Raw genomic sequence first — 21,267 nt, forward strand, 5'->3', positions numbered from 1 at the left:
GCTCTAGGCCACGCTCGCCGTCACGTCACGTTCGACGTGGCGCACGCCGCGCCCGATCGCGTGATACTCGATGCCCATTTCCTGGAGGGTTTCCGGCTCGTAAAGATTGCGGCCATCGAAGATCACGGGTGTCTTGAGACGCCGCTTGATCGCGTCGAAATCGGGGCTCTTGAAGACTTTCCATTCGGTGACGATCACGAGTGCATCCGCGCCGTCGAGCGCTTGCTTGTGATTGTTCGCATACGTGAGACGTCCGAGCGCATCGGGCTTGTCGTGCAGGTCGATGGCAAAGACGCGGCGCGCCTCATCCACGGCGACGGGATCGTAAGCCACGATGGATGCGCCGCGTTCGAGCAACGCAGCGGCCAGCACGCGGCTCGGCGCATCGCGCATGTCGTCGGTATTGGGCTTGAACGCGAGGCCCCAAAGCGCGATGGTGCGTCCCGTGAGATCGTCGCCGAAACGTTCGACGATCTTGCGCGTGAGCGTATCTTTCTGCGCCTCGTTGACGTTCGAGACCGCCTTGAGAATGCTCATCTCATGGCCGAATTCCGTCGCGGTCTGGATCAGCGAACGCACGTCCTTCGGAAAGCACGAACCGCCATAGCCGCAGCCCGCATAGAGAAAGTCATAACCGATACGCGGGTCCGAACCGATGCCGCGCCGCACCGCTTCGATATCGGCGCCCACACGGTCCGCGAAATTCGCGAGCTCGTTCATGAAAGAGATGCGCGTGGCGAGCATTGCGTTGGCCGCATACTTCGTGAATTCCGCCGACTGCACGTCCATGTGGAGCGTGCGTTCGTGATTGCGGTTGAATGGCGCATAGAGGCGCTTCATGCGATCGCGGGCGCGCTCGCCGGGCACGTCGTCGTCGCAACCAATCACGATGCGGTCGGGCCGCGTGAAGTCTTCTATCGCCGCGCCTTCCTTGAGGAACTCGGGGTTCGAGACCACCGAGAACATGTGATCGACGCCGCGTCCGGCCAACTCGGTTTCTATCGCAGCCTTCACGCGTCGAGCGGTGCCAACCGGAACGGTGGACTTATCGACGACGACCTTGAAGCCATTCATATAGCGGCCGATATCGCGCGCGGCGCCGAGCACGTATTGCAAATCGGCGGAGCCGTCTTCGTCGGATGGCGTACCCACCGCGATAAACAGCATCTCGCCATGTTCGACCGCCTGCTGCACATTTGACGAAAACGAGAGCCGCCCGGCTTCGCGATTGCGATCGATCACTTCCTTGAGTCCCGGCTCGTGGATCGGAATTCCGCCGCTGTTCAGAATGGCGATCTTGCGTCGATCGACGTCGAGACACAGTACTTCATTGCCGATGTCCGCGAGGCATGCGCCGGTTACGAGCCCCACGTAGCCGCTGCCGATGATCGTCAGTTTCATGGTCCTGCTCCAGGTAGTGAAAATATCGTTGCATCGCTAACTACTTTGTCCGCCGATCAATACGCGTTTGCGCCTGCAAAGCCCTTCCACAGCGTCAGCGCGACGATCTTCATGTCGAGTCCGAAGGTCCAGTGCTGCATGTAATAGAGATCCAGCTTCACGCGTCCCGACATCTTTTCGATGCGATCCGTCTCGCCGCGATAGCCGTTCACTTGCGCCCACCCCGTGATGCCCGGCTTGATGCGGTAGCGATGCATGTAGCCTTTGACGAGGTCCTTGTAGATATCGTCGTGTTCGAGCGCGTGCGGCCGCGGCCCAACCACCGACATCTCGCCGCGCAGCACGTTGATGAACTGCGGAAGCTCATCCAGACTCGTGCGCCGCAGGAACGCCCCGACCTTCGTCACGCGCTTGTCGCCGCGACGCGCTTGCGTTATTTGCCCGCTGGCTTCGGTGTGTACCTTCATCGAACGAAACTTGTAGATCTCGAACTCGTATCCGTCGATCCCCTTGCGCTTTTGCTTGAAAAACACCGGTCCAGGCGACGAGAGCTTCACCATCAACGCGATCACCGCGAGCAACGGCGCCATGCCAAGTAGCACCAGAGCGGCGAAGACGCGATCGAAGACGAGCTTGGGGAGCACTTTCACATCCGTGATCGGCGATGCCGCCAGGTTGATCGCGGGCACGCCGAGCAAATCCACCACCGCGTTGCTGAAGAACGAGAGGCTGCGGACATCCGGAATGAAGCGCACGTTCACGAAGTCGTCGCGAAACTCGTTCACGAGGCGGTGAATGGTCTGCTCTTCGGAAATCGGCAAGGCAAGCCATAGTTCGCGAATCGCACGGCCGCGCACACGCTTGGTCAATTCCGCGAGATCGCGTTCGATAGGCACGCCCTTGAAGGCATCGCCTTGCATGGGTGAATCGTTTGCGTCGAGTTGCAAGTCGAAGACGAGCACGGGGCTAAAGCCCGCTTCGGGACGATTGCGCATCTGGCCAATCAGGAACTTCGCATAAGGCGCCGAGCCGACGATAGCCACCGTCTTCTGATTGAAGCCTTCGCGGCGGATAAACCTGAGCGCCGTATAAATCACGGTCTTGGTGACGATCAACAAACCGATGGTCGACGCAGCCCAGTAAATCAGCCACAAGCGCGACAGCGACTCCGCGCGATGAATGCTGAAGGTGAGCAGCACGCCCGCGCTTTCGACCAGAATCCACGCCGCGATCACGCGCAGCAGCAGGTCATAGAACGGCTTGCCGCGCCATGATTGATAGATGCCGAGAGACGGAAACGTCATCACCATCAGCACGCATGAAAACGCGAGCATGGTGCCTTCCACGTCGTCGACCCATACGAAAGCGCCCGCATAGAGCGACGCGCCGAGCGCTGCGCCCAGCACCGCCATGGCAATGTCGACGACTCTCGATAGCACGCTCAGCATCGCTTTACCCCTGGAAGAAAGATCGCCCGCATATTCGTCTTGTCGCGGATGGAGTCGCCAGCAAATTGCTTGAGTGCTCTTGTCCATCCGCTGTTCAGGCATATGGAATCGGAATAATTAAGGCGCCGCAACCGCGAAAATATGTCTGCGTGTTCAGCCTGATTTTTTTAGAATTATTTGCTCAAGACCCCCTTGCTGGACGGGGCTTTGCAGGCATCGGCTCGCTTAGCAAAAAATATTCGGGCACTCGAACGCATGACAGTCGCGGTTGCTTTCAACGAATAAATGCAGCGCCGCGTCATGATTTTTTTGTTTTAACGTCTCTTTTGCTGCGTGCTAAAAATTGCCTTACCGAATCAGGCGATCAACGCCAGGAGGCTTTTCATGAACGCTTCAGATACCGTGCTCGCCACGGTCGCCGCAGACACGCGCCTAGCCATTCAACCCGTGATCCTTGCAGGTGGTTCGGGCACGCGTCTTTGGCCAATGTCGCGCGAACATTTTCCCAAGCAGCTCATCGGTCTCATTGGCGAGCAGTCGTTGCTGCAGGCCACTGCCAATCGGCTCGATGGTCTTGGCTCGGTGTCCGCGGAGAAGACGTTGCGCGTGGCGGATGCCATCATTGTGTGCAATGAGGAGCATCGCTTCACGACGGCTGAACAACTGCGCGGCCAAGGCCGGCGCGCGCGGCTCGTGCTCGAACCCGTGCCGCGCAACACGGCGCCCGCGCTGACTGCAGCGGCCATTCATGCGTTACGCGCAGGCGAAGATGCAGTGCTCGTCGTCATGCCCGCCGATCATGTGGTTGCAAATCAGGACGAGTTTCATCGAGCGATTGCGACCGGCGCGCAATGCGCGGAGCAAGGGGCGATCGTCACCTTGAGTGTCGTGCCTTCGCATGCGGAAACGGGCTACGGCTACATCAAGAGCGGTGAAGCTCTGCCGTGCGGCGCGTGGAAGCTGGAGCGCTTCGTCGAAAAGCCGCATCTCGAACTCGCGCGTCAGTATCTAGAATCGGGCGAATATGGCTGGAATGCCGGCATTTTCATCGTGCGCGCATCGACTTGGGTTGCAGCTATCGAACACTATCAGCCGGCTATTCATGCAGCGTGCGTCGCGGCATTCGATAACGGCAGCGACGATGACGAGTTCTTCCGGCTGGATCGCGATTCGTTCGCGGCGTCGCCGTCGGATTCGATCGACTATGCGGTGATGGAGCAACTTGCGGGCGAACGGGCCACGGAGGCCTTCACGGGTGCTGTCGTGCCGCTCGACGCAGGCTGGTCCGATGTCGGCTCATGGGATGCGATCTGGAACATATTGCCTAAGGACGATTCCTCGAATGTCGCGCGCGGACGCGTGATGTTCCAGGGCGCTTCATCGACTTATGCGCATTCCGAAGGGCGGCTGATTGCGTGCGTGGGAACGCAAAATCTCGTGGTGGTCGAAACGGCCGATGCAATCCTCGTTGCCGATAAATCTTGCGCGCAAGACGTTAAGGCAATCGTCGGGCGCATCAAGTCCGAGCGCGGCACGGAGGCGGCGGATCATCGCAAGGTGCACCGGCCGTGGGGACATTACGATTCGGTCGATCAGGGCGACCGCTTCCAGGTCAAGCGCATTGTCGTCAAACCGGGCGCGCGCCTCTCATTGCAGATGCATCATCATCGCGCCGAGCATTGGGTCGTGGTGCGGGGAACGGCGCTCGTCACACGGGGAACGGAAACGTTCATTCTGGCCGAGAACGAGTCGACGTATATCCCTATCGGCATTCAACACAGGCTGGAAAATCCGGGGAAGATGCCGCTTGAAATCATCGAGGTGCAGTCGGGGACTTATCTCGGCGAAGACGATATCGTGCGATTCGAAGATACTTACGGCAGAAATTAAGCTTTAAGCAAGAGCGCGCGGGCCAGCCTTGAGAAGCTGGTCCGCGCGTTCGCATTTTTAGTCGCGCATCTCGAGCGTCATGCGCTCGACCGGTCGCTCTTCAGGCTGCATGACTTGAGCGGACTCCATGTCCACTTCATCGGGTGTATCGCCGCGCGTGGCTTCGGCCGCGATCCAGCGCCGCGCCCATTCGAGCGCATACGTGCGCGCTTCATCCGACGAAGCGAAGCGCGGCCCGATCAAACCGGAACGCTCGATACGCCGCCCGTCTTTCACGATTTCCGCCCAGCCGCGAAACATGTTGCCGGACACCGGCCGCGCGATGGGATAGATGTTGTAGCCGCGCGCATCGACGACAGGCGGACACGCCGGTTCGAAGGGCAACGGCGCCTCGTACGGCCGCGCGGGACGCGATGCGCGCATGCGCCTGACCGTCAGCACGGACGCATTGGCTTGCGCCACGTCGCGCGCTTCCGGCAGACGCCTTGGCGTGCTCGCGAGACTGTTGAACGGCAAGGCGCCCGGCGTTTGCCACGACTCCGGGTTCTGCCAAAACACACCGCGCAGACGGTCACATTCGTACGCCACGGGCGCAGGACGCGGCGCCGCTTCGGTGACCGGCTGACGCGGTACATAGGCGAAAGAACGGCCCGCGTTCGCCAGTACCTTGACGATCTCGATGAGAATGCCGTTCAGTTGCCATTCGACGAAACGGCGCCGGCAGGTTGGAACCGTTGGGTAATGGCTTGGCAATCTGGACCAGGTTTCGCCTGTGGTGAGAATCCACAACACGGCATTGACTACTGTGCGTGGATGAGCTTTGGGACGCCCGCGCCTATGCTCGCGGACTTCGCTCTCTCCTATGATTTGGGAGACCAATACCCACTCTTCATTGCTGAGTTCGCTAAAAAACATTGCTTTGCTCCATGCAGTCGACTGCGCTGCGGATATCGGTCTGCGTACTGGTCAAGCACTGACGACGAAGCACAAACCCCGGCTTTGTCAGCACGCGAACGAAGGATCTCGAGGTACTCGCAAACGTTTGCTCGAACAACAAAATGGTGCATTCGTCCGATAAGGTTTTCGCTCTTGGTGCAGCAATTTAACCAAACCGGCGCACGACGCGTAGTCCAGCTCGTGTATGAAGAATATGTGCAGGAAGCATACCATTACTATGGTTTGTCCGAATATGACAACACAAGACTTTTTGAGCGAAACTTAGCAGTTTTTTCACTAAGACCTTAAGCATGGGCTAGCGCGGCAGGACGGCATTCTTTAGCGCAAAAAATAATCTTTGTGAAGCGCTAAAAAAACCTTGGTGCTCAAGTGCTTCAGCGTGCTTCCCCGCCGCTTAATTCGGCATTGGCCGGACCTTGCACTGACACCCGCATAAAGCGCCGATTCTTGAGCCGTAAAATCGGTGCTTCGATAAAACGCCACGAAAGCCGCGCCAAAATCCAGGTCAGCGCAAACGACGCAAGTACGCAAAGAACACGCGCCCACCATGGAACACCCGACGCGCCAAACAGCGCCTTGAGGCTCGCGCTCTTGTAGAAGTCGGGAATGAAGCCGTGGTAAAGATAAAATCCATAGCTAATCTTTCCTAGCGCCGCCAATGGCGCCCACTCAAGCACACGCAAGAGCGGACCGCTTGCGCTACATGCTATCGCGCAAACGAGCATTGCGATACATGCGCCATAGAGAACATACAGCGCGGTGTATGAATAGGGATTGGCCAAGCGCTCCCACTCGGGTTCCTGAAAACACAAAAGCGCGATCACCGTAGAGAGAATGACGACCGCGTAAAGCGGCGCGCGCAAGCGACTGCGCTTGACGAACGCGGCTCCTATACCGCCAAGCGCAAGCAACCAAAAATTGGTTAGCGGATGCGTGTAGATTGCAATCGGTGACTCGTGCAGCGCCTTCATGGTAAAGAGCGAACCCACGCCAAGCGCAATCACTAGCCAGCATATGCGCCCGTGCCAATCTGCCCGAAGACCAAGCAACAGCGGCGCGAAGACGATATAAAACTGCTCCTCGATCGAGAGGCTCCATAAGTGCGAATAACGGCCCGGCCACGCGTGCAGCACATCCGCAATCCAGAAGTTCGACAAATAGGCGAAGTGATACGGCATGCCGCCCGCCAACTCGGGGCCGGCGAAACCCATGGTCATCAGCACCGCGAGCGTGGCGAGCAGCAGATAGTAGATCGGGAAAATGCGCAACGTCCGCCGATACAGAAAGCGTTTCAACTCCGCGCCGAACGTACTCGTGCCTGCATCGATATACCGTCGCTGTGTCGTCAATATGTCGGTGATCAAAAATCCGCTTAGCGCAAAAAATATCCATACGCCCAGATGGCCCAAGCCGGTTCCTTCGGCCATTGCCTTGTGATGAAGAAACACCAGGAACACGGCGATGCCGCGCAGGCCGTCGAAGCCGCGAATTTTCTTGTTCATCTTTGCACGATCTTGTCTGGTAGATAGGTGGCAGCTTAAGAATAGAAGGGATAAAAATAAAAAAATCCCTTTGTACTTTTCTTGTGTGCTTGAGCCTTGGGCTGAAGCCGCTAAAGCTGCCGCTACCGTGCACCGGAAATATTTCCTAACAAGCCGCGCTATTTCTTGCCAATTTTTTAGACCGACCATCGAGCTCGAGCGCGTGCGACTAAACGACTAGCCGCCGATCATGACTTCCTTGAGGAATATCGATGAAGAAGCATGTGCAAGAGCTGACAGGCTTGCGCTGTATTGCGGTGATGATGGTCGTCATCGGACACGCGCAGCATATGAGCGATGGCGGTTTCAAAGGCGTCTATGCGCCGCTGCGCCTAATATCGGATGGCAGGCTCGGCGTGCTGATGTTCTTCGTGCTGAGCGGTTTTTTGATTACAGGCATTCTGCAAGCCGAGTGGCAAGCAACCGGCACCATTCGCCTCATGCCTTTTTACGCAAAGCGCGCGCTGCGCATCTGGCCCGCGTTCTATATCTATCTCATGATCGTGTCGACGCTAGCGGCTGCCGGTCTCGTCGATGTCGATCATCGGCAGGTTGCTTTGGCTGCATTGCATCTCTGGAACTATGCCGGCGTTGCGGGCCTTGCGAACGTGAACGCGGCTCACGTCGAAGGCGCTTGGTATCTCGGGCACTTCTGGACGCTCGCGCTCGAAGAGCAGTTTTACTGGTTTTGGCCGCCGCTTCTCTTTTACATCCTGAAGCGCGGCAATCAACGTGTACTCATCGGATTGATCTTCTTCGTGCCACTCGTGAGAATAGCCACTTATTTTGCGGCGCCGAGCCTTCGCGGGCAACTCAGCATGATGCTGCATACCGGTATCGATCCAATTCTCATCGGCTGCTATGTCGCGATGAATAAGGACCGTCTCGCGCAAAAGGTCGCGTCGCTGCCGTTAGGCTCGGTCATTCCCAGCGTGCTGATCGCGCTTCTGATGTTCGTCGTGCCTCCCGTGCAGGACAAACTCGGCGGATTATGGCGCGCCACCTATGGCACGACGCTCGAAGCCGCGATGGTCGGCTTCGTCATCATCGTGTTGGTATCGCAAAAGGGCTTTTGGTTCTCGCGCTTGCTGCGTACCGCGCCGTTCGTTTATGTCGGCACGATCTCGTTCAGCCTTTACTTATGGCAGCAGCTATTCATGCATCCGCATTCGCCGGTTGCATTCGGCTTTCCGGACTGCGTAATCGGTGCGCTCGTCGCCGCGAGTTTGAGCTACTTTCTGGTCGAAGTGCCGTTCCTGCGCATCAAGGAACGCTTCGCGGCGCGGGTGGGCAGAAGCCGGCAGCCTGGCATGACGCATGGCGATGCGCTCGGCACGCAGGGGCCGAAGTAGTTTGCATGCGCCATTGCCCGTGTGCGGCGTGTCGCTGACGCGTAATTGCAGGTGCTTGCAATTGCGATCATTAAGCACCTTACTCACTCTTCGCCCCATACTCCAGCTTTGGATACCAGTCCGTTCCGCGCCCTTCCGGCGTCATGTCGAGCACGGTCCAGAGCGGCATTGGATCGGGCGCGCCGCGCGGGTCCTCGCCGGGATCGGCCGTGGCGAAATCCATCTCGCCGCTCCAGAAATGGCGAATCACGCCGTCGCGCCGCGTGAAGACATTGATGGCCGGTTCGTCGCCGCCGTCTTTCGAAACGCCGTGATAATCGCGGCTGAAATTGCCATTCGTATCCGAGAACAAGGCGAGATCGCGCCAGCCGCGCTCTTGCTTGAACGCGACCAGCCGTTCGAGCGGCGAACGCGCGATGACCGCCAGCGCCACGCGCTGTCCAATGTCCGCCGCCTCCCCTTCCCACGCCGATAGCAGCGACGTACACATCGGGCACGGCCGCTTGCGCTCCGGCCCGAACATGTAGCTATACGTGACGAGCGTGTTCTTGTCGCCGAAGAGCCCGTCGATATCGACCGCGCCGCGCTCGCCATCGAAGTGATAATCGCCCTTGACGATACCGCCAGGCGGCAGCGCGCGCCGCATCTCCGCAACCCGCTCGATATGTCGCCTCAATTCGATTTCCTCGGCAAGCAACGCAATACGCGCCTGCCGATACTCCGCGCTTTCGTTCGGAAAAGTCATGGTGGCGCGTTGAGCCAGTTCTGCTGCGGGAACGAGCGTATTCATGTTTCGTCTCCTGTCATGAAGGCTTAATCGCGATCCGGCGCGCCCGGCGGAAAGAACGCGCGATACGGCCGCGCTTCATCCACCGCACGCGCGAACGAAGGCCGCGCGAGCAAACGCTTTCGATACGCGACGACGTTCGCGTACCGCTCATCGATGCGATGCGTCCAGTCCGCGTAAAACAAAAAAGGCGCCGCGCCGCAATCGGCGAGAGTGAAGGCATCGCCCGCCGCCCATTCGCGCGCGGCCATCAGGCGGTCGAGCCAGGCGTAGGACGTGTCGAGCATCGCGCGGGCATCAGCGACACCGTGCGGGTCGTGCTCGCCATCCGCGCGCATGCAATCGAACACGATCTTCTGCTGCGGCGTGGACACGTAGTTGTCAAAGAAGCGGTCGAGAAAGCGCACTTCCAGTGCGGCGCGCGGATCTTCCGGAATCAAGCGCACCGGGCCGGGATGAAACAACCCGAGATACTCGATGATCACGCTTGCCTCGATCACGGAACGGCCGTTGTCGACGAGCACGGGAAAGCGCTTTATCGGCCACAACTCCGTCAGTTCCCGCATCGCCTCGGGCGTTTGCGGCGAAAGCGCGCGCCATTCGAACGGCGTCGCGTTCTCGTACAGCGCGGTCAGCACCTTCTGACAATACGAGGAAAACGGATGCGCGTACAGAATCAGACTCATCGACAAACCTCCTGTAATGAGCCGAAAGAAGCAAAAAACCGTCGCGACTTTGGCCCTTATCTGCACGACGCGCGGCCACGTTGAAAATCGACAGCGGATCATGCGGAATTAAAAAAATTTTGTTGTGCGATGCAGCGCTGACGTGCCGTCCTTTGTTAAGGTGCGAGACCCGAAGCACCAGCGAAACCCGCGAAACTCTGCATGACGCCCATCTATAAGATAAATATCGTGATAGCGGACGACCAGCCCGTCGTGCTGCTGGGCCTGCAAAGTTGGTTCGAGGCGCGCGGGCGTTATCGGGTGGCGGCAACGGCGCGCAACGCCGCGCAGTTGTTCACGAAGCTCGAAAGGACGGGCGGCGATCTCATCGTGATGGATTGTGCGTTCGAAGGCGCGCCAGGCGGCGAGTTTCCGCTGCTGCGCATGGTGCGCGAGCGTTTCCCCGATGTACCCGTGGTTGCTTTTACGCAGGAAACCGAGCCGAGTACGCTCTTCGCGATGCAAGAGGCGGGCGCGGCGGGTATCGTCAGCAAGTGCGACGAGTTGCGCGAAATGGAGCGCGTTTGTCAGCGCGCGTTGTCAGGGGCAACGGGCATTGTTTCCCGCCGTATCGCGGCGTACTGCAACACCGCGCGCAGCTTCGATATCAATCCGTCGTATCGCGACGTGCGCGTGTCCGTCAAAACAGTCGCAAGTTGAACGCGGGGCGCGTGCCCCGCGCCATTGCTAGACCTTCTGTTTGTCCAGTTCCACCAGCGCGCGCCTGGGGTAACCGACTTCCTTGCCGTCATCGAAACCCTTCTCGTACGCGCGCTGATCGAGCGCCCTGAAAAGCGGTTCGAGCTCGTCGACCTGAGTGCGGATCAACTGCATCAGAGGCTTGATGAGCGCGGCGGACACGACGCCCGCGTCCTCTCCTGGGCGCTTCGCGCCGCATACCACCTGGACCATCGCGCGCAACGTCTGCGCGCGCTGCACGCAGTAATCGGCAAGCGGCATGCCGTGCGTGATGACGGGCTGCCCTTTCTCGTCGATCGACACGGATATGTTCGGCTCCATGAGTCTTCCCCTTTTAGTTGAGTTGGAGCTGAACTCTAGGAGTCTGGGCTTGGCGGCCGCCACGGGATAAATCCTAAAACCGCGCGATAACTGTAAGCCTGCCGTCAAGCAATTGCCCATCAGCAAGAACCCGCCAACTTCGTTACGATGTCCGACTAAACGAATATCCCCAGTCCGCGCGGATGACACGCATCCCGCTCATCGATAAAAACATCATGCCCACGCCGCCCCACGCCATCGGTTTCACGCTTGCTCCGCTCGACCGCGTCTCTGAAAAGCGCGACGACGACAGCTTCGTCGCCGGTCTGCGCGATCAGACGTCCACGCGCTTTCTGCTCTTCGTGAACGATGTGCCGCTCTTCAAGCGCGCGCACGGTCACGATCCTTTGTTCGATGCAGACGAAGCCGCGAAATTCGGCGCGCCGCTGCAAACCGTGCTGCTCGGTCGCGAAGCCGATGGCCGCGCGCTCTTCGCGCACGCGCTCGAAGGCAGCGCCGAGAGTATTGCGAATGCGCTCGAGGCGTCGCCCGTCGAAGCGGTGGAGTTGCGGCCCATCGCAATGCAAGGTCTTGTCGAACCGTCGCTCGTCAGTGCGCTCGGCGAAGCGCGTTCGATGCTCGACTGGCATCGGCGGCACCGCTTCTGCGCGAACTGCGGCCACGCCACGGATGCCGCCGGCGCGGGCTGGCGACGCCTTTGTCCGAACTGCCACGCACAGCATTTTCCGCGCGTCGATCCGGTCGTCATCATGCTCGTCACCGATGGCGAGCGCTGCCTGCTCGGGCGGCAAAAGCAGTTCGCGCCCGGCATGTACTCGGCGCTCGCGGGCTTCGTCGAGCCGGGCGAGACGTTCGAGCATGCGGTGTACCGGGAAGTGCTGGAGGAAGCGGGCATCCGCTCGGCCGACGTGCGCTACTACGCTTCGCAACCGTGGCCGTTTCCATCGTCGCTGATGATCGGCTGCTTCGCACGCGCGGTCGAAACCGACATCACGATCGACTACAACGAGCTCGAAGATGCGCGCTGGTTCTCACGCGAGGAAGTAGCGTCGATGCTCGATGGCTCCCACGCGCAAGGCTTGTCCGCGCCGAAGCCGTTTGCCATCGCGCATCATTTGCTGAAGGCGTTCGCGGAAGAATAGCGATCAGCCGCGTGTCTTGCGCCATTGCGCGTAGGCGGCGAGCGTTTCTTCGTTCGGCGGATACGTGCCGCGCAAGATCGCGCCGTCCGCCACGCGCTTCGCGATGAACTCTTCCAGCAACTCCTGCTCGGCCGCGTCCCTTGCGACCTCGGACGCCATGTGACGCGGCACGATGACGACGCCATCCACGTCGCCGACGACGATATCGCCCGGATACACCGCCACGCCGCCGCATGCAATCGGCACGTTCATATCGACCGCGTGATGCTTCGCGAGATTGAGCGGCGCGCTCGCGCCCGCGCAGAACAACGGCAAGCCGATATCGCCTATCGTGCCGCTGTCGCGCACGCAACCGTCCGAGACCATGCCCGCGACGCCGCGCACCTTGAGACGCGTGGTCAATATCGATCCCGTCGACGCCACCGTGCGGTCGCCGCGGCAATCCTGCACGAGCACGCTGCCAGGCGGCGCCGTTTCGACGGCCTTGCGCTGCGGATGATCGGGGTCCTGAAACACGCCGACGTGATCGATATCCTCACGCGCCGGAATATTGCGCAACGTGAACGCGGGGCCGACGAGGTTCGGCGCACCATTAGCGGGCTTGACGAGCGGCGCGACGCCTTGCAGAAACACGTTGCGCAAGCCGCGCTTGAAAAGCTGCGTGGTGAGCGTCGCGGTGCTGACGTGGCGCAGTTGCTCGATGGTTTCGTCGGCGACGTCGATGTCTTGAATGGTCATGGTGTCAGTGAATTTCCGGATCGTCGTGCGATTTCATTTCAGCAGAGTCATCGGCCAAGGGTTCTTCGAGAAAGTCGAAGTCGCAACCCTTGTTCGCCTGGGTGACGTGCAGTTGATGCATCACGCCAAAGCCGCGCTCGAACGGGCGTTTCGGCTTGATCCACGCCGCCTTGCGCGCGGCGAGTTCCGCGTCGCTTACGTCGAGATGAAGCTTGCGCGCGTGCACGTCGAGTTCGATGACATCGCCATCCTCGACCAGCGCAAGCGGTCCGCCGACGAACGATTCCGGCGCCACGTGCAGCACGCACGCGCCGTAGCTCGTGCCGCTCATGCGCGCATCCGAGATGCGTACCATGTCGCGCACGCCTTGCTTGAGGAGCTTTTGCGGAATCGGCAACTGGCCCCACTCCGGCATGCCGGGCGCGCCGACCGGTCCTGCGTGCTGCAGTACGATCACGGAATCGGCGGTGATGTCGAGTGCTTCATCGTCGATGCGCGCGGCCATGTCGGCGTAATCCCTGAACACGACCGCCGGGCCGCGATGCCGCAACAGATGCGCTTCCATCGCAGCCGGCTTGATGACGGCGCCATCGGGCGCGAGGTTGCCGGTTAGCACGGCGAGGCCATCGTTTGGCACGAGCGGGTTGCTTCGCCGGCGAATGACGTCATCGTCGAAAATTTCGGCACCCTCAATATTTTCGCCAAGGGTCGCAGCATTGACAGTTAGTTGCGAGCCATCGATTAGATCGCCAAGTTCCGCGAGCAATGCGCGCAGACCGCCGGCATAGAAGAAGTCCTCCATCAGATACTTGCCGGCCGGACGCAGATTCGCGATGACGGGCGTGATGCGCGACAACTCATCGAAACGCGCGGTCGTGAGCGGCACGCCCGCGCGGCGCGCGACGGCCACGAGATGCACGATGGCGTTGGTCGAGCCGGACATCGCGAGCACGGCGGTGATGGCGTTATCGAACGACTTCGGCGTGAGGATGTCGAGCGGCTTGAGATCGGTCCACACCATTTCGACGATGCGTTGCCCCGTCAGCGATGCGAACTGCGCGTGCCGCGAATCCACGGCGGGGATCGAAGCGAAGCCCGGCAGCGTGAGGCCGAGCGCTTCGGCGGCGCTCGTCATGGTCGAGGCGGTGCCCATCGTCATGCAATGGCCCGGCGAGCGCGCAATGCCGCTCTCCACGCCCTTCCACTCGTCTTCCGTGATCTTGCCCGCGCGCAGTTCGGCCCAGTACTTCCACGTGTCCGACCCGCTGCCGAGCGTGCGGCCGTTCCAGTTGCCGCGCAGCATCGGGCCGGCGGGCAGGAAGATGGAAGGCAGATTCATGCTGATCGCGCCCATTAGCAGGCCAGGCGTGGTCTTGTCGCAGCCGCCCATGAGCACGCAGCCATCGAACGGATATGACCGCAGCAGTTCCTCGACTTCCATCGCGAGAAAATTGCGGTAGAGCATGGTCGTCGGCTTCTGGAACGGCTCGGCGAGCGTCATCACCGGCATTTCGACGGGAAAGCCGCCCGCCTGCCAGACGCCGCGCTTCACTTCCTCGACGCGCTGCTTGAAGTGCGTGTGGCACGAATTGATCTCGCTCCATGTATTCACAATGGCGATGACCGGCTTGCCCATGTAATCGGACGAGTGATAGCCCATCTGCGCCGTGCGCGAACGGTGACCGAAGGAGCGCAGGTCGTTCACGCCGTACCAGCGGTGGCTGCGCAACTGTTCGGGCGTCTTGCGGGATGAGGTCAAACCGTGTCTCCTTGTGCGGCCGGATCGTCGTCCGGTCTTTGCGTGCGATGGTATCGCTACCATTGAATCGAACCGCATCCTAGCGCTCGCATCGAAGACGCGTCGCCTAGGGTTTACGATTCATTTGATACTGAGCCGCACCGACGCAATGAGATCGGAGAGCCCGAGCCAGAGAATCTGCACGCCGATGCAGAAGATGACGAACGCGAAAAGCCGCATGGCGACCTGCGTGCCGACCGTGCCGAGCAGCCGTTCCAGATGCCCGGCAAAGCGCACGCACAAGTAGATGCTCGCGCACACGAGCACGAGACCGACGATCACGCCGATCAGATGCACCGGCTGCAACCCTTCACGCGGCGACCCGGTTCCGAGCGCGATGGCGACAGCGATGGCACCCGGTCCGACGGTGATCGGCAAGGTCAGCGGATAGAACGCCTTGGCGCGCAGCGAAGCACCGCTACGCGGCGTGGGCGCGGGTTCGGTCGTTGTGTCGTCGTCGGGCGCCTGGAGCAATCCCCACCCCGCCATGGCCACGACGATACCGCCCGCCACGCGCAGCACCGGAATGGAGATGCCGAAGAAGTTGAGCACATAAGCACCGACCAGCAGCGACACGACCAGGATGGCGAAACTATTGATGCAGATGCGCCGCGCGAGTTCGCTGCGTTCGGCATCGGCCAGATGCGGCAGCATGCTCAGCACGACGAGTGCGACCGCGGGCGGATTGATGATCGGAAACAGGCCCGCGACGATCACGAGCACGGTCTTCGCGAACTCCGTGAACATGTCCGCTCACTCCAGATTGAACGCCGTGATCCGAACGTCCGAGTCCTTGCAGGCATCGTCACGGCACACGCCGCTGAACCAGATTTCGCCGTCGCCGATCATCGCGCCTTGGTCGCGCACGAAGAGCTTGGCGTATTGCTGATGCGCGACGGTATCGACGAGTTCTGGCGTGAAGATACCCGCGTAGGCCGCCACGAACTCGCGCTTGTTACGCAGCAAGGCGTTGTCGCCATTGCTGTTGCGATGCACCGCGATCGGATAGTGGATCATACCCGCGACCGCGTTCTTGTCGCCGGCCGCGACGGCCTGCTTGAGCTTGTCGAAGAACGCGCGATATGTCTCGTGGGCGCCGAAGAGCGTGTCGATGCGGGCATCGACATCCTGATCGGTCTGCGCGTTGGCCGCCGGTGGCAGCGCGCCGCACAACGCGGCGGCGGCGCAGCAAGCGCTCAGGAAACGGAACATCGATCGAAGCGGCATGCAAAGGCACTCCGTGTCAAAAGAAACCGCGAAGCATCGCGCCAGGCGTCGCGCTCAGGCGAGCGGCGCGCCGAGAATCAACAGCCATTCGGTCAGAAACGAGCCCAGCCCCACGCCGATCAGCACGCGCGCGAGGATTGTCCAGAAGCGGTTATCGACATTGCCGGAACAACGCCACGCCACCGCGCACCACGCCAGATAGAGTACCGAACCCGCCGCGAATAACGCGAGCGTGCCGGGCCAGAACCAGATGGTGAGCAACAGGAACGTTTCGGGAGCGAGGCCGCTCGACAGAAGGTAGAGATAGAGCGCCCACCATGCGAGATGCAAGGGCAGACCCAGTAGCCACCAGACTTTCCAGAAGCGTTCTTCTCCGCGCCAGGCTCTGGGCAACATAGTCAACATGCGTCGTCTTAACTGCTGGAATGAGGCCCGAATTCTACTCCACGCGCCTCGTTTCCTCTGTCCGCGCTCACGCCGACAGGCTGCGCCGCTTCGCCTCGATGCGCGTGATCAGTCGCTGCAACACGCTTTCCGCCGAGCCCGAAAGCCGCGTGAAGCGAAAGCCGACGACATAGCGCACGTCGCCACGCGGCGTCGTGATACTGCGTGGCGAGACGAGCGCGAGATCCACCGAAAGCGAGCCGCCCGCACCGAGGTTCAAAAGGACATCGGTGAAGAGCGTGCCGATCTCCGTTTCCGCGAGGCGCGGCGTATCCATGCGCAGCGCGACGCCGCCGAGCGAAATGTCGTGCACTTCGCAGTGGAACGGGTCACCGTCCGGATAAGTGCCCTTGGCGAAAAAGGGATCGAGGATGGGCGCCGGCACGCGGAAGTACTCGCGGCGCTGCACGTGATAGACGGCTTCCGGGAACGATACTTCGAACGCTTGTCGTCCCTCGAAGCTCACCGCTTGCGCCGGGCCCGTCGTGAACTCGACGCGTACGCCTTCCGGCGCGCCCTTGAAGTACAACTGCGGCGCTGCGAGCAACGCGCGATTGTCCGACTCCACGCCGCCCCAGTCGAACACGATGCGCCCTTCGCGCGGGTCTACTTCCAGCAGTTGCGTGACGATCTGGCCGTGCGCGCTCGCCACTGTCAGCATGTCGCGCCGCTGCAGGAGCGAACGCAGACAAATGCCCATTTCGGAAGGCGTACGGCGGGCAAAGCGCGCGTAGTCTTCCGCGAGTTGTTCGATGTCGGTAATGGGCGGGGCAGTCTGCGACTGCGTTTCAGCGAGCATGGCGGTCGGGTCGATTGAGGTTTCCAGCAGGAACGACGAACAATGCGAGCTACGTCTCGAATATGCGCAGTTTGCACGAAAAGCAAACGCTTCATAACGCGGGTTACGACTAGGTTTTCGTGTTATTTCAGCGTTTTGCCCGGCAGGAAAGGGTTCGAGGCTTTCAGAATGCCTGCGCCGACGCGCTAGCGTTGCAACATGCGTGCAACAGGATTCAAGACGACAAGCCGCCAGCGCTTTCACAATGGGTCACTTCGAACCGAAACGGACAGCCCTTATGACGAGCGCATCACCGGAACAACATGAACCAAGCGCGCGGCCGCAACGCTGCGTGATCGTGGTGGATAGCGAACTGCCACCCGGCCGGGCGGCGAACGCGGCGGCGGTGCTGGCGCTGACGGTGGGGCAGCGGCATCCGTCGCTCGTCGGCGCGCCGCTCGTCGATGCCTCTGGGCACGCGCATCCGGGGCTGATTCCCATCGGCATTGCAGTGCTGGCGGCAGATCAGGACACACTATCGGCGTTGCGCGCGAAGGCCGCGGCCGCATCGTGCGATGTCGTGACGTTTCCCGTGCAAGGCCAGCAAACGACCGATTACGACGCCTTCCGCGATGCCGTCGCCAGCGTGGAAACCGAGGCCTTGCGCTATGTCGGTCTCGCGCTGATCGGCGACAAGAAGCCCGTCAGCAAAGCGGTCGCGAATCTCGGCCTGCTTAAATAAACTTGCTTCGATTCAACGCGTCGCCGTCTTGTATGCGCCTGGCGTGACACCAAGCATGCGGCGGAAAGTGCGCGTGAGATGCGCCTGATCCGCGAAACCGGTCGCGGCCGCGATATCGCTCAACGCGCCGCCATCGCGGATCAACGCCATGGCGACGCGCACGCGCGCCTGCCGCTGATACTCGTGCGGCGTCATGCCGGTTTCACGACTGAAGGCGCGAAACAAGCGATAGGGCGGCAAATTCGCCGCCTCCGCGATATCTTCCAGATGCACCTGCTCGCCCAGACGTTCGTCGATAAACCCGCGCGCGGCCGCCACGGCGCGCGGTTCGCGCGGCGCTTTTGCGTCCTTCGTGCGATCCGTCATATGCCGGCCGGTGAGACGCGCCGCGAACTGCAAATACCGCTCGTCGCGATACAGCGACGGTCCCTGCTCTTCCGATGACCGGTGCACATCGTGAAGCGCCGCGCACAACGCCGGATCGCGAATGATCGGGCCGATCAGCCCGCCGCCGCGCATACGTTCGTCGCCCGCGAGCGCACGCAGATGCGCGACATCGACATAGAGTGTGCGCTGCGTCCAGCCGGCTTCGTCGACGGGCCAGCCCGCGTGCGGTTCATCGGCGTCGATGGCGTAGAGGTCGCCACGTCGCGCCACGAACTCCGTGCCGCGCATGCGGATGCGGATGGCGCCGCCCGTTAGCAGCGCGAAACAGGCTGTGTCGTGCGCATGGACGTCGTAGGAGAAATCGGCAAAGCGGCCGCGCAGTAGTTCCGCGCCGAGTTCCGGCGCGCGCCAGATGTGCGTGTCGGCCTTGAGCGGCGCTTTCATTTCGATTCGAACGGCAAGCTCGCGATGAACTGATCGATCGCGGCGTACAGCGCGTTGCGACGCACGCCATCCTGCGCCTCGATGGACAAGCCCGCGAAGAGCGTCATGCAAAGCGCGGCGAGCGCATGGATGTCCGCGTTGGCATGGAGCTCGCCGTGTTTGCGCGCATCGTTGAGCCGCGCGGCGATGGCGCTTGCCACCTGACGGCGAATCTTGCGCAACTCGTCGCGCAACTCGCCGTGCTCCGGCGCCACCGACATGCCGCCCAGAAAGATCATGCAGCCGCGTGACCCCGTCCCGCTCGTGAAAAGCTCGATGCTCGTGCGGAACATGGCGCGCAAACCGTCGCGCGCGGACTCGTGCGCGCGCAACTGGCGCACCGCCGCGCCACCTTCCGCGGCGGAATAGAGCGCGATCGCCTCGCGGTACAAGTCTTCCTTACTGCCGAACGCGGCATAAAGGCTCGGCGAGTTGATGCCCATGGCATCGACGAGATCGGCCATGGAACAGGTGTCGAAACCCTTGGCCCAGAACACTTCCATCGCGCGCCTGAGGGCGGCGTCGCGGTCGAAGGCGCGCGGTCGGCCACGCGTCTTGTGAACCGTCTCCAAGACTTCATCTCGATGCAGCGTCATGTCGTCTCCGTTTTTATGAACGACGTGGCACGCGATTGGTGCGTTCCATGGAATTCTGAATTCTGTGTTGATCGTAACAAAATATCTGGACCTTTGCACGGACCAGTGTTTTAATATGTGTGTCGATCATTACACAATTCAGTTTTCTGGAGCATCAACATGAAATCATCTATTACCGCCCTGGCCGCCGCGTTCGTTCTGGCCACGCCGCTGGCTTCGTTTGCCCAAACCGCCGCGCCTGTCGTGTCGCAAGCGAGTCCGGTTTATTCGGTGTTCGTGGATCAACCCACGGGCTACACGTTCGTGAAGATGCCGGCCGGCTGGAAGTTCGTCGGCGCCGTATCGGCGGAAGACACGCAGCATCTGCCTGCCACCGTGCTGACGTCCGGCGCCATGCCCGCCGACTATGCACAGCTCAATAGCGCTGCATCGGTGAAGTAAATGTGTGGCCAAGGCCCGCTTCGTTGTACGTTTTAGCGCGGGCCGTTTCACTCGCGTCGAGCATCAGGCGCACGCGATCGATATCTGATCGACCGTGGCGGCCCGTTCGGCACAGATCGCATCGACGATAAATTGCGCGTCGCGCGCGACGCCCGAAAAGCGGCCCGAGCCCCATGTATGCAACCACGGCAAACCCACGAAGTAGATGCCGGGCGTGGCTGTCACGCCGCGCCGGTGCGTCGGGTAGCCGCGTCCGTTGAAGACTGGCGCATCGAGCCAGCTGAAGTCCGGCGTGAAGCCGATGCACCACACCACCGACGTGATCCCGCTGTCCGTCAACGCAAGCTCGGTGCGCTCGTCTTGCGGCTGCCACACGGGTTCGTAGCGTTCGCCTGCGGGTGCGTCGATGCCATGCTTGTCGATGAAGCCATCGATACTCATGTTGATGCGGTTGTAGATATCGTCGGCTTCGTCGAGGTTCGCGCGCAGGTTGGGCGCAAAACGCAGCTTGCCATCGCGGAGATCCTGCAGCCGCCCGAACAATTCCATGCCTTCCTGTGCAAAGCGGCGCAGGTCGATATCGCGGCCGCCGTCGCGGCCCGTCACGTAGTGATTGGTGTTGTCGCGCACGCCTTCGCGCAACGGATGATCCGTCACGGGCATTTCGTAGTAGCGCATGTCCGCGAGCCAGTCGACCACGTCGCGTCCGCGATAAAACCGCGCGCAACGCGGCGCTTCGCCCACGGCGAGATGCACCTTGCGTCCCGAGAGATGCAAGTCCTCCGCGATCTGCGCGCCCGACTGGCCCGATCCGACGACGAGCACCGCGCCCGGTGGCAACTGATCCGCATTGCGATATTCCGACGACTGCATCTGCGCGATCTCCTGCGGCAAGCGTTCGGCCATGCGCGGGACGATAGGCGTGTGATAGCCGCCCGATGCCACCACGATCTGATCCGCCGTGAACTCGCCCTGCGTGGTCTTCACGGCATAGCGGCCCGCTGCATCACGTTGCACGCGTAACACGGCGGTCTGCTCGAGCACGGGCGCATTGACCTTCGCGATGAAGCCATCGAGATAGTCGATGATCTCATCCTTCTTCATGAAGCCATGCGGGTCCGCGCCAGTGTACGGGTAGCCCGGCAACGCGCATTGCCAGTTCGGCGTGACGAGGCAGAAGGTATCCCAGCGCTGCGTGCGCCAGGTATGCGTGACGGTCGCTTTCTCGATCACGAGATGATCGATGTTCGCCTGCTGCAGAAAGTAGCTGACCGACAGCCCGGCCTGCCCGCCGCCAACGACGATCACGCTGTAGTGCGTCTCTGTGGAAGTGACGTTCGACATGTTCCGATTCCCTTTGATCCAAGGAC

The 21,267-nt window shown here is 61.1% G+C and carries 22 protein-coding genes; 6 read left to right on the top strand and 16 right to left on the bottom strand.

The window, feature by feature from the left end; all coding sequences use genetic code 11:
• Nucleotides 1–3 precede the first annotated feature (3 nt).
• Together NCT03_RS24375 and NCT03_RS24380 are read right to left on the bottom strand one after the other, a co-directional pair.
• Nucleotides 4–1,401, bottom strand: a complete 1,398-nt coding sequence (locus NCT03_RS24375) for a UDP-glucose dehydrogenase family protein (protein WP_250494222.1) — start codon at nt 1,399–1,401, stop codon at nt 4–6.
• A 56-nt stretch (nt 1,402–1,457) separates the two neighbouring features.
• Nucleotides 1,458–2,849: an undecaprenyl-phosphate glucose phosphotransferase gene (locus NCT03_RS24380; protein ID WP_244829975.1), complete on the bottom strand. Its 1,392-nt coding sequence runs from the start codon at nt 2,847–2,849 to the stop codon at nt 1,458–1,460.
• A 384-nt stretch (nt 2,850–3,233) separates the two neighbouring features.
• Here NCT03_RS24380 and NCT03_RS24385 point away from each other — a divergent pair, with 384 nt between their 5' ends.
• Nucleotides 3,234–4,739 carry a mannose-1-phosphate guanylyltransferase/mannose-6-phosphate isomerase gene (locus tag NCT03_RS24385; RefSeq protein ID WP_250468656.1) on the top strand — a complete coding sequence of 502 codons (1,506 nt, stop codon included), beginning with the start codon at nt 3,234–3,236 and terminating at the stop codon, nt 4,737–4,739.
• 57 nt (nt 4,740–4,796) lie between these two features.
• Here the strand turns inward: NCT03_RS24385 and NCT03_RS24390 are convergent, their stop codons facing one another.
• Together NCT03_RS24390 and NCT03_RS24395 are read right to left on the bottom strand one after the other, a co-directional pair.
• Nucleotides 4,797–5,654 carry a DUF6566 family protein gene (locus tag NCT03_RS24390; RefSeq protein ID WP_250494223.1) on the bottom strand — a complete coding sequence of 286 codons (858 nt, stop codon included), beginning with the start codon at nt 5,652–5,654 and terminating at the stop codon, nt 4,797–4,799.
• Nucleotides 5,655–6,070: 416 nt separating this feature from the next.
• Nucleotides 6,071–7,387, bottom strand: coding sequence for an acyltransferase family protein (locus NCT03_RS24395; protein WP_250494224.1), 1,317 nt, complete (start codon nt 7,385–7,387; stop codon nt 6,071–6,073).
• A gap of 62 nt (nt 7,388–7,449) precedes the next feature.
• Here NCT03_RS24395 and NCT03_RS24400 point away from each other — a divergent pair, with 62 nt between their 5' ends.
• Nucleotides 7,450–8,589, top strand: coding sequence for an acyltransferase family protein (locus NCT03_RS24400; RefSeq protein ID WP_250494225.1), 1,140 nt, complete (start codon nt 7,450–7,452; stop codon nt 8,587–8,589).
• A gap of 79 nt (nt 8,590–8,668) precedes the next feature.
• On the opposite strand, the gene NCT03_RS24405 is transcribed toward NCT03_RS24400, so the two are convergent.
• Together NCT03_RS24405 and NCT03_RS24410 are read right to left on the bottom strand one after the other, a co-directional pair.
• The gene (locus NCT03_RS24405; RefSeq protein WP_250494226.1) at nt 8,669–9,379 is read right to left on the bottom strand and encodes a DUF899 family protein; all 711 of its coding nucleotides are present in this window, start codon (nt 9,377–9,379) and stop codon (nt 8,669–8,671) included.
• A gap of 23 nt (nt 9,380–9,402) precedes the next feature.
• Nucleotides 9,403–10,062 carry a glutathione S-transferase family protein gene (locus NCT03_RS24410; RefSeq protein WP_250494227.1) on the bottom strand — a complete coding sequence of 220 codons (660 nt, stop codon included), beginning with the start codon at nt 10,060–10,062 and terminating at the stop codon, nt 9,403–9,405.
• 201 nt (nt 10,063–10,263) lie between these two features.
• Between NCT03_RS24410 and NCT03_RS24415 the strand changes: the two genes are divergently transcribed.
• Nucleotides 10,264–10,761, top strand: coding sequence for a response regulator (locus NCT03_RS24415; protein ID WP_250468672.1), 498 nt, complete (start codon nt 10,264–10,266; stop codon nt 10,759–10,761).
• A 27-nt stretch (nt 10,762–10,788) separates the two neighbouring features.
• Here the strand turns inward: NCT03_RS24415 and NCT03_RS24420 are convergent, their stop codons facing one another.
• Entirely contained in the window at nt 10,789–11,121 is a 333-nt protein-coding gene (locus NCT03_RS24420; RefSeq protein WP_244829967.1) for a hypothetical protein, read from the bottom strand.
• 215 nt (nt 11,122–11,336) lie between these two features.
• On the opposite strand from NCT03_RS24420, the gene nudC reads away from it, so the two are divergent.
• Entirely contained in the window at nt 11,337–12,263 is a 927-nt protein-coding gene (nudC, locus tag NCT03_RS24425; protein ID WP_244829966.1) for an NAD(+) diphosphatase, read from the top strand.
• A gap of 3 nt (nt 12,264–12,266) precedes the next feature.
• On the opposite strand, the gene NCT03_RS24430 is transcribed toward nudC, so the two are convergent.
• From NCT03_RS24430 to NCT03_RS24455, 6 genes are all read right to left on the bottom strand, one after another.
• Nucleotides 12,267–13,001: a ribonuclease activity regulator RraA gene (locus tag NCT03_RS24430; protein ID WP_250494228.1), complete on the bottom strand. Its 735-nt coding sequence runs from the start codon at nt 12,999–13,001 to the stop codon at nt 12,267–12,269.
• 4 nt (nt 13,002–13,005) lie between these two features.
• On the bottom strand, nt 13,006–14,760 hold the full coding sequence (gene araD, locus NCT03_RS24435) for an L-arabinonate dehydratase (protein ID WP_250494230.1): 1,755 nt from the start codon (nt 14,758–14,760) through the stop codon (nt 13,006–13,008).
• 120 nt (nt 14,761–14,880) lie between these two features.
• Nucleotides 14,881–15,546, bottom strand: coding sequence for a MarC family protein (locus NCT03_RS24440; RefSeq protein ID WP_244829963.1), 666 nt, complete (start codon nt 15,544–15,546; stop codon nt 14,881–14,883).
• A 6-nt stretch (nt 15,547–15,552) separates the two neighbouring features.
• Complete coding sequence (locus NCT03_RS24445; protein WP_250494231.1) at nt 15,553–16,026, bottom strand: hypothetical protein; 474 nt, start codon at nt 16,024–16,026, stop codon at nt 15,553–15,555.
• Between the two features lie 54 nt (nt 16,027–16,080).
• Complete coding sequence (locus NCT03_RS24450) at nt 16,081–16,422, bottom strand: hypothetical protein (protein WP_244829961.1); 342 nt, start codon at nt 16,420–16,422, stop codon at nt 16,081–16,083.
• A 76-nt stretch (nt 16,423–16,498) separates the two neighbouring features.
• Nucleotides 16,499–17,269 (bottom strand): flagellar brake protein, encoded by a 771-nt coding sequence (locus NCT03_RS24455; RefSeq protein WP_250468695.1) that lies wholly within the window; start codon nt 17,267–17,269, stop codon nt 16,499–16,501.
• Between the two features lie 277 nt (nt 17,270–17,546).
• Between NCT03_RS24455 and NCT03_RS24460 the strand changes: the two genes are divergently transcribed.
• The gene (locus tag NCT03_RS24460) at nt 17,547–17,990 is read left to right on the top strand and encodes a DUF2000 domain-containing protein (RefSeq protein ID WP_244829959.1); all 444 of its coding nucleotides are present in this window, start codon (nt 17,547–17,549) and stop codon (nt 17,988–17,990) included.
• Between the two features lie 12 nt (nt 17,991–18,002).
• On the opposite strand, the gene NCT03_RS24465 is transcribed toward NCT03_RS24460, so the two are convergent.
• Both NCT03_RS24465 and NCT03_RS24470 read right to left on the bottom strand, forming a co-directional pair.
• Nucleotides 18,003–18,821: a helix-turn-helix transcriptional regulator gene (locus NCT03_RS24465; protein ID WP_244829958.1), complete on the bottom strand. Its 819-nt coding sequence runs from the start codon at nt 18,819–18,821 to the stop codon at nt 18,003–18,005.
• Complete coding sequence (locus tag NCT03_RS24470) at nt 18,818–19,456, bottom strand: TetR/AcrR family transcriptional regulator (protein ID WP_250494232.1); 639 nt, start codon at nt 19,454–19,456, stop codon at nt 18,818–18,820. Before NCT03_RS24470 ends, NCT03_RS24465 begins: the two co-directional genes overlap by 4 nt.
• 159 nt (nt 19,457–19,615) lie before the next feature.
• Here NCT03_RS24470 and NCT03_RS24475 point away from each other — a divergent pair, with 159 nt between their 5' ends.
• Nucleotides 19,616–19,897 carry a hypothetical protein gene (locus tag NCT03_RS24475; protein WP_250494233.1) on the top strand — a complete coding sequence of 94 codons (282 nt, stop codon included), beginning with the start codon at nt 19,616–19,618 and terminating at the stop codon, nt 19,895–19,897.
• Nucleotides 19,898–19,960: 63 nt separating this feature from the next.
• On the opposite strand, the gene NCT03_RS24480 is transcribed toward NCT03_RS24475, so the two are convergent.
• Nucleotides 19,961–21,241: an MSMEG_0569 family flavin-dependent oxidoreductase gene (locus NCT03_RS24480; protein ID WP_250494234.1), complete on the bottom strand. Its 1,281-nt coding sequence runs from the start codon at nt 21,239–21,241 to the stop codon at nt 19,961–19,963.
• Nucleotides 21,242–21,267 lie beyond the last annotated feature (26 nt).

Origin of the sequence: Caballeronia sp. GAWG1-1 (assembly GCF_023631465.1) — a bacterium.
Classification (GTDB): domain Bacteria; phylum Pseudomonadota; class Gammaproteobacteria; order Burkholderiales; family Burkholderiaceae; genus Caballeronia.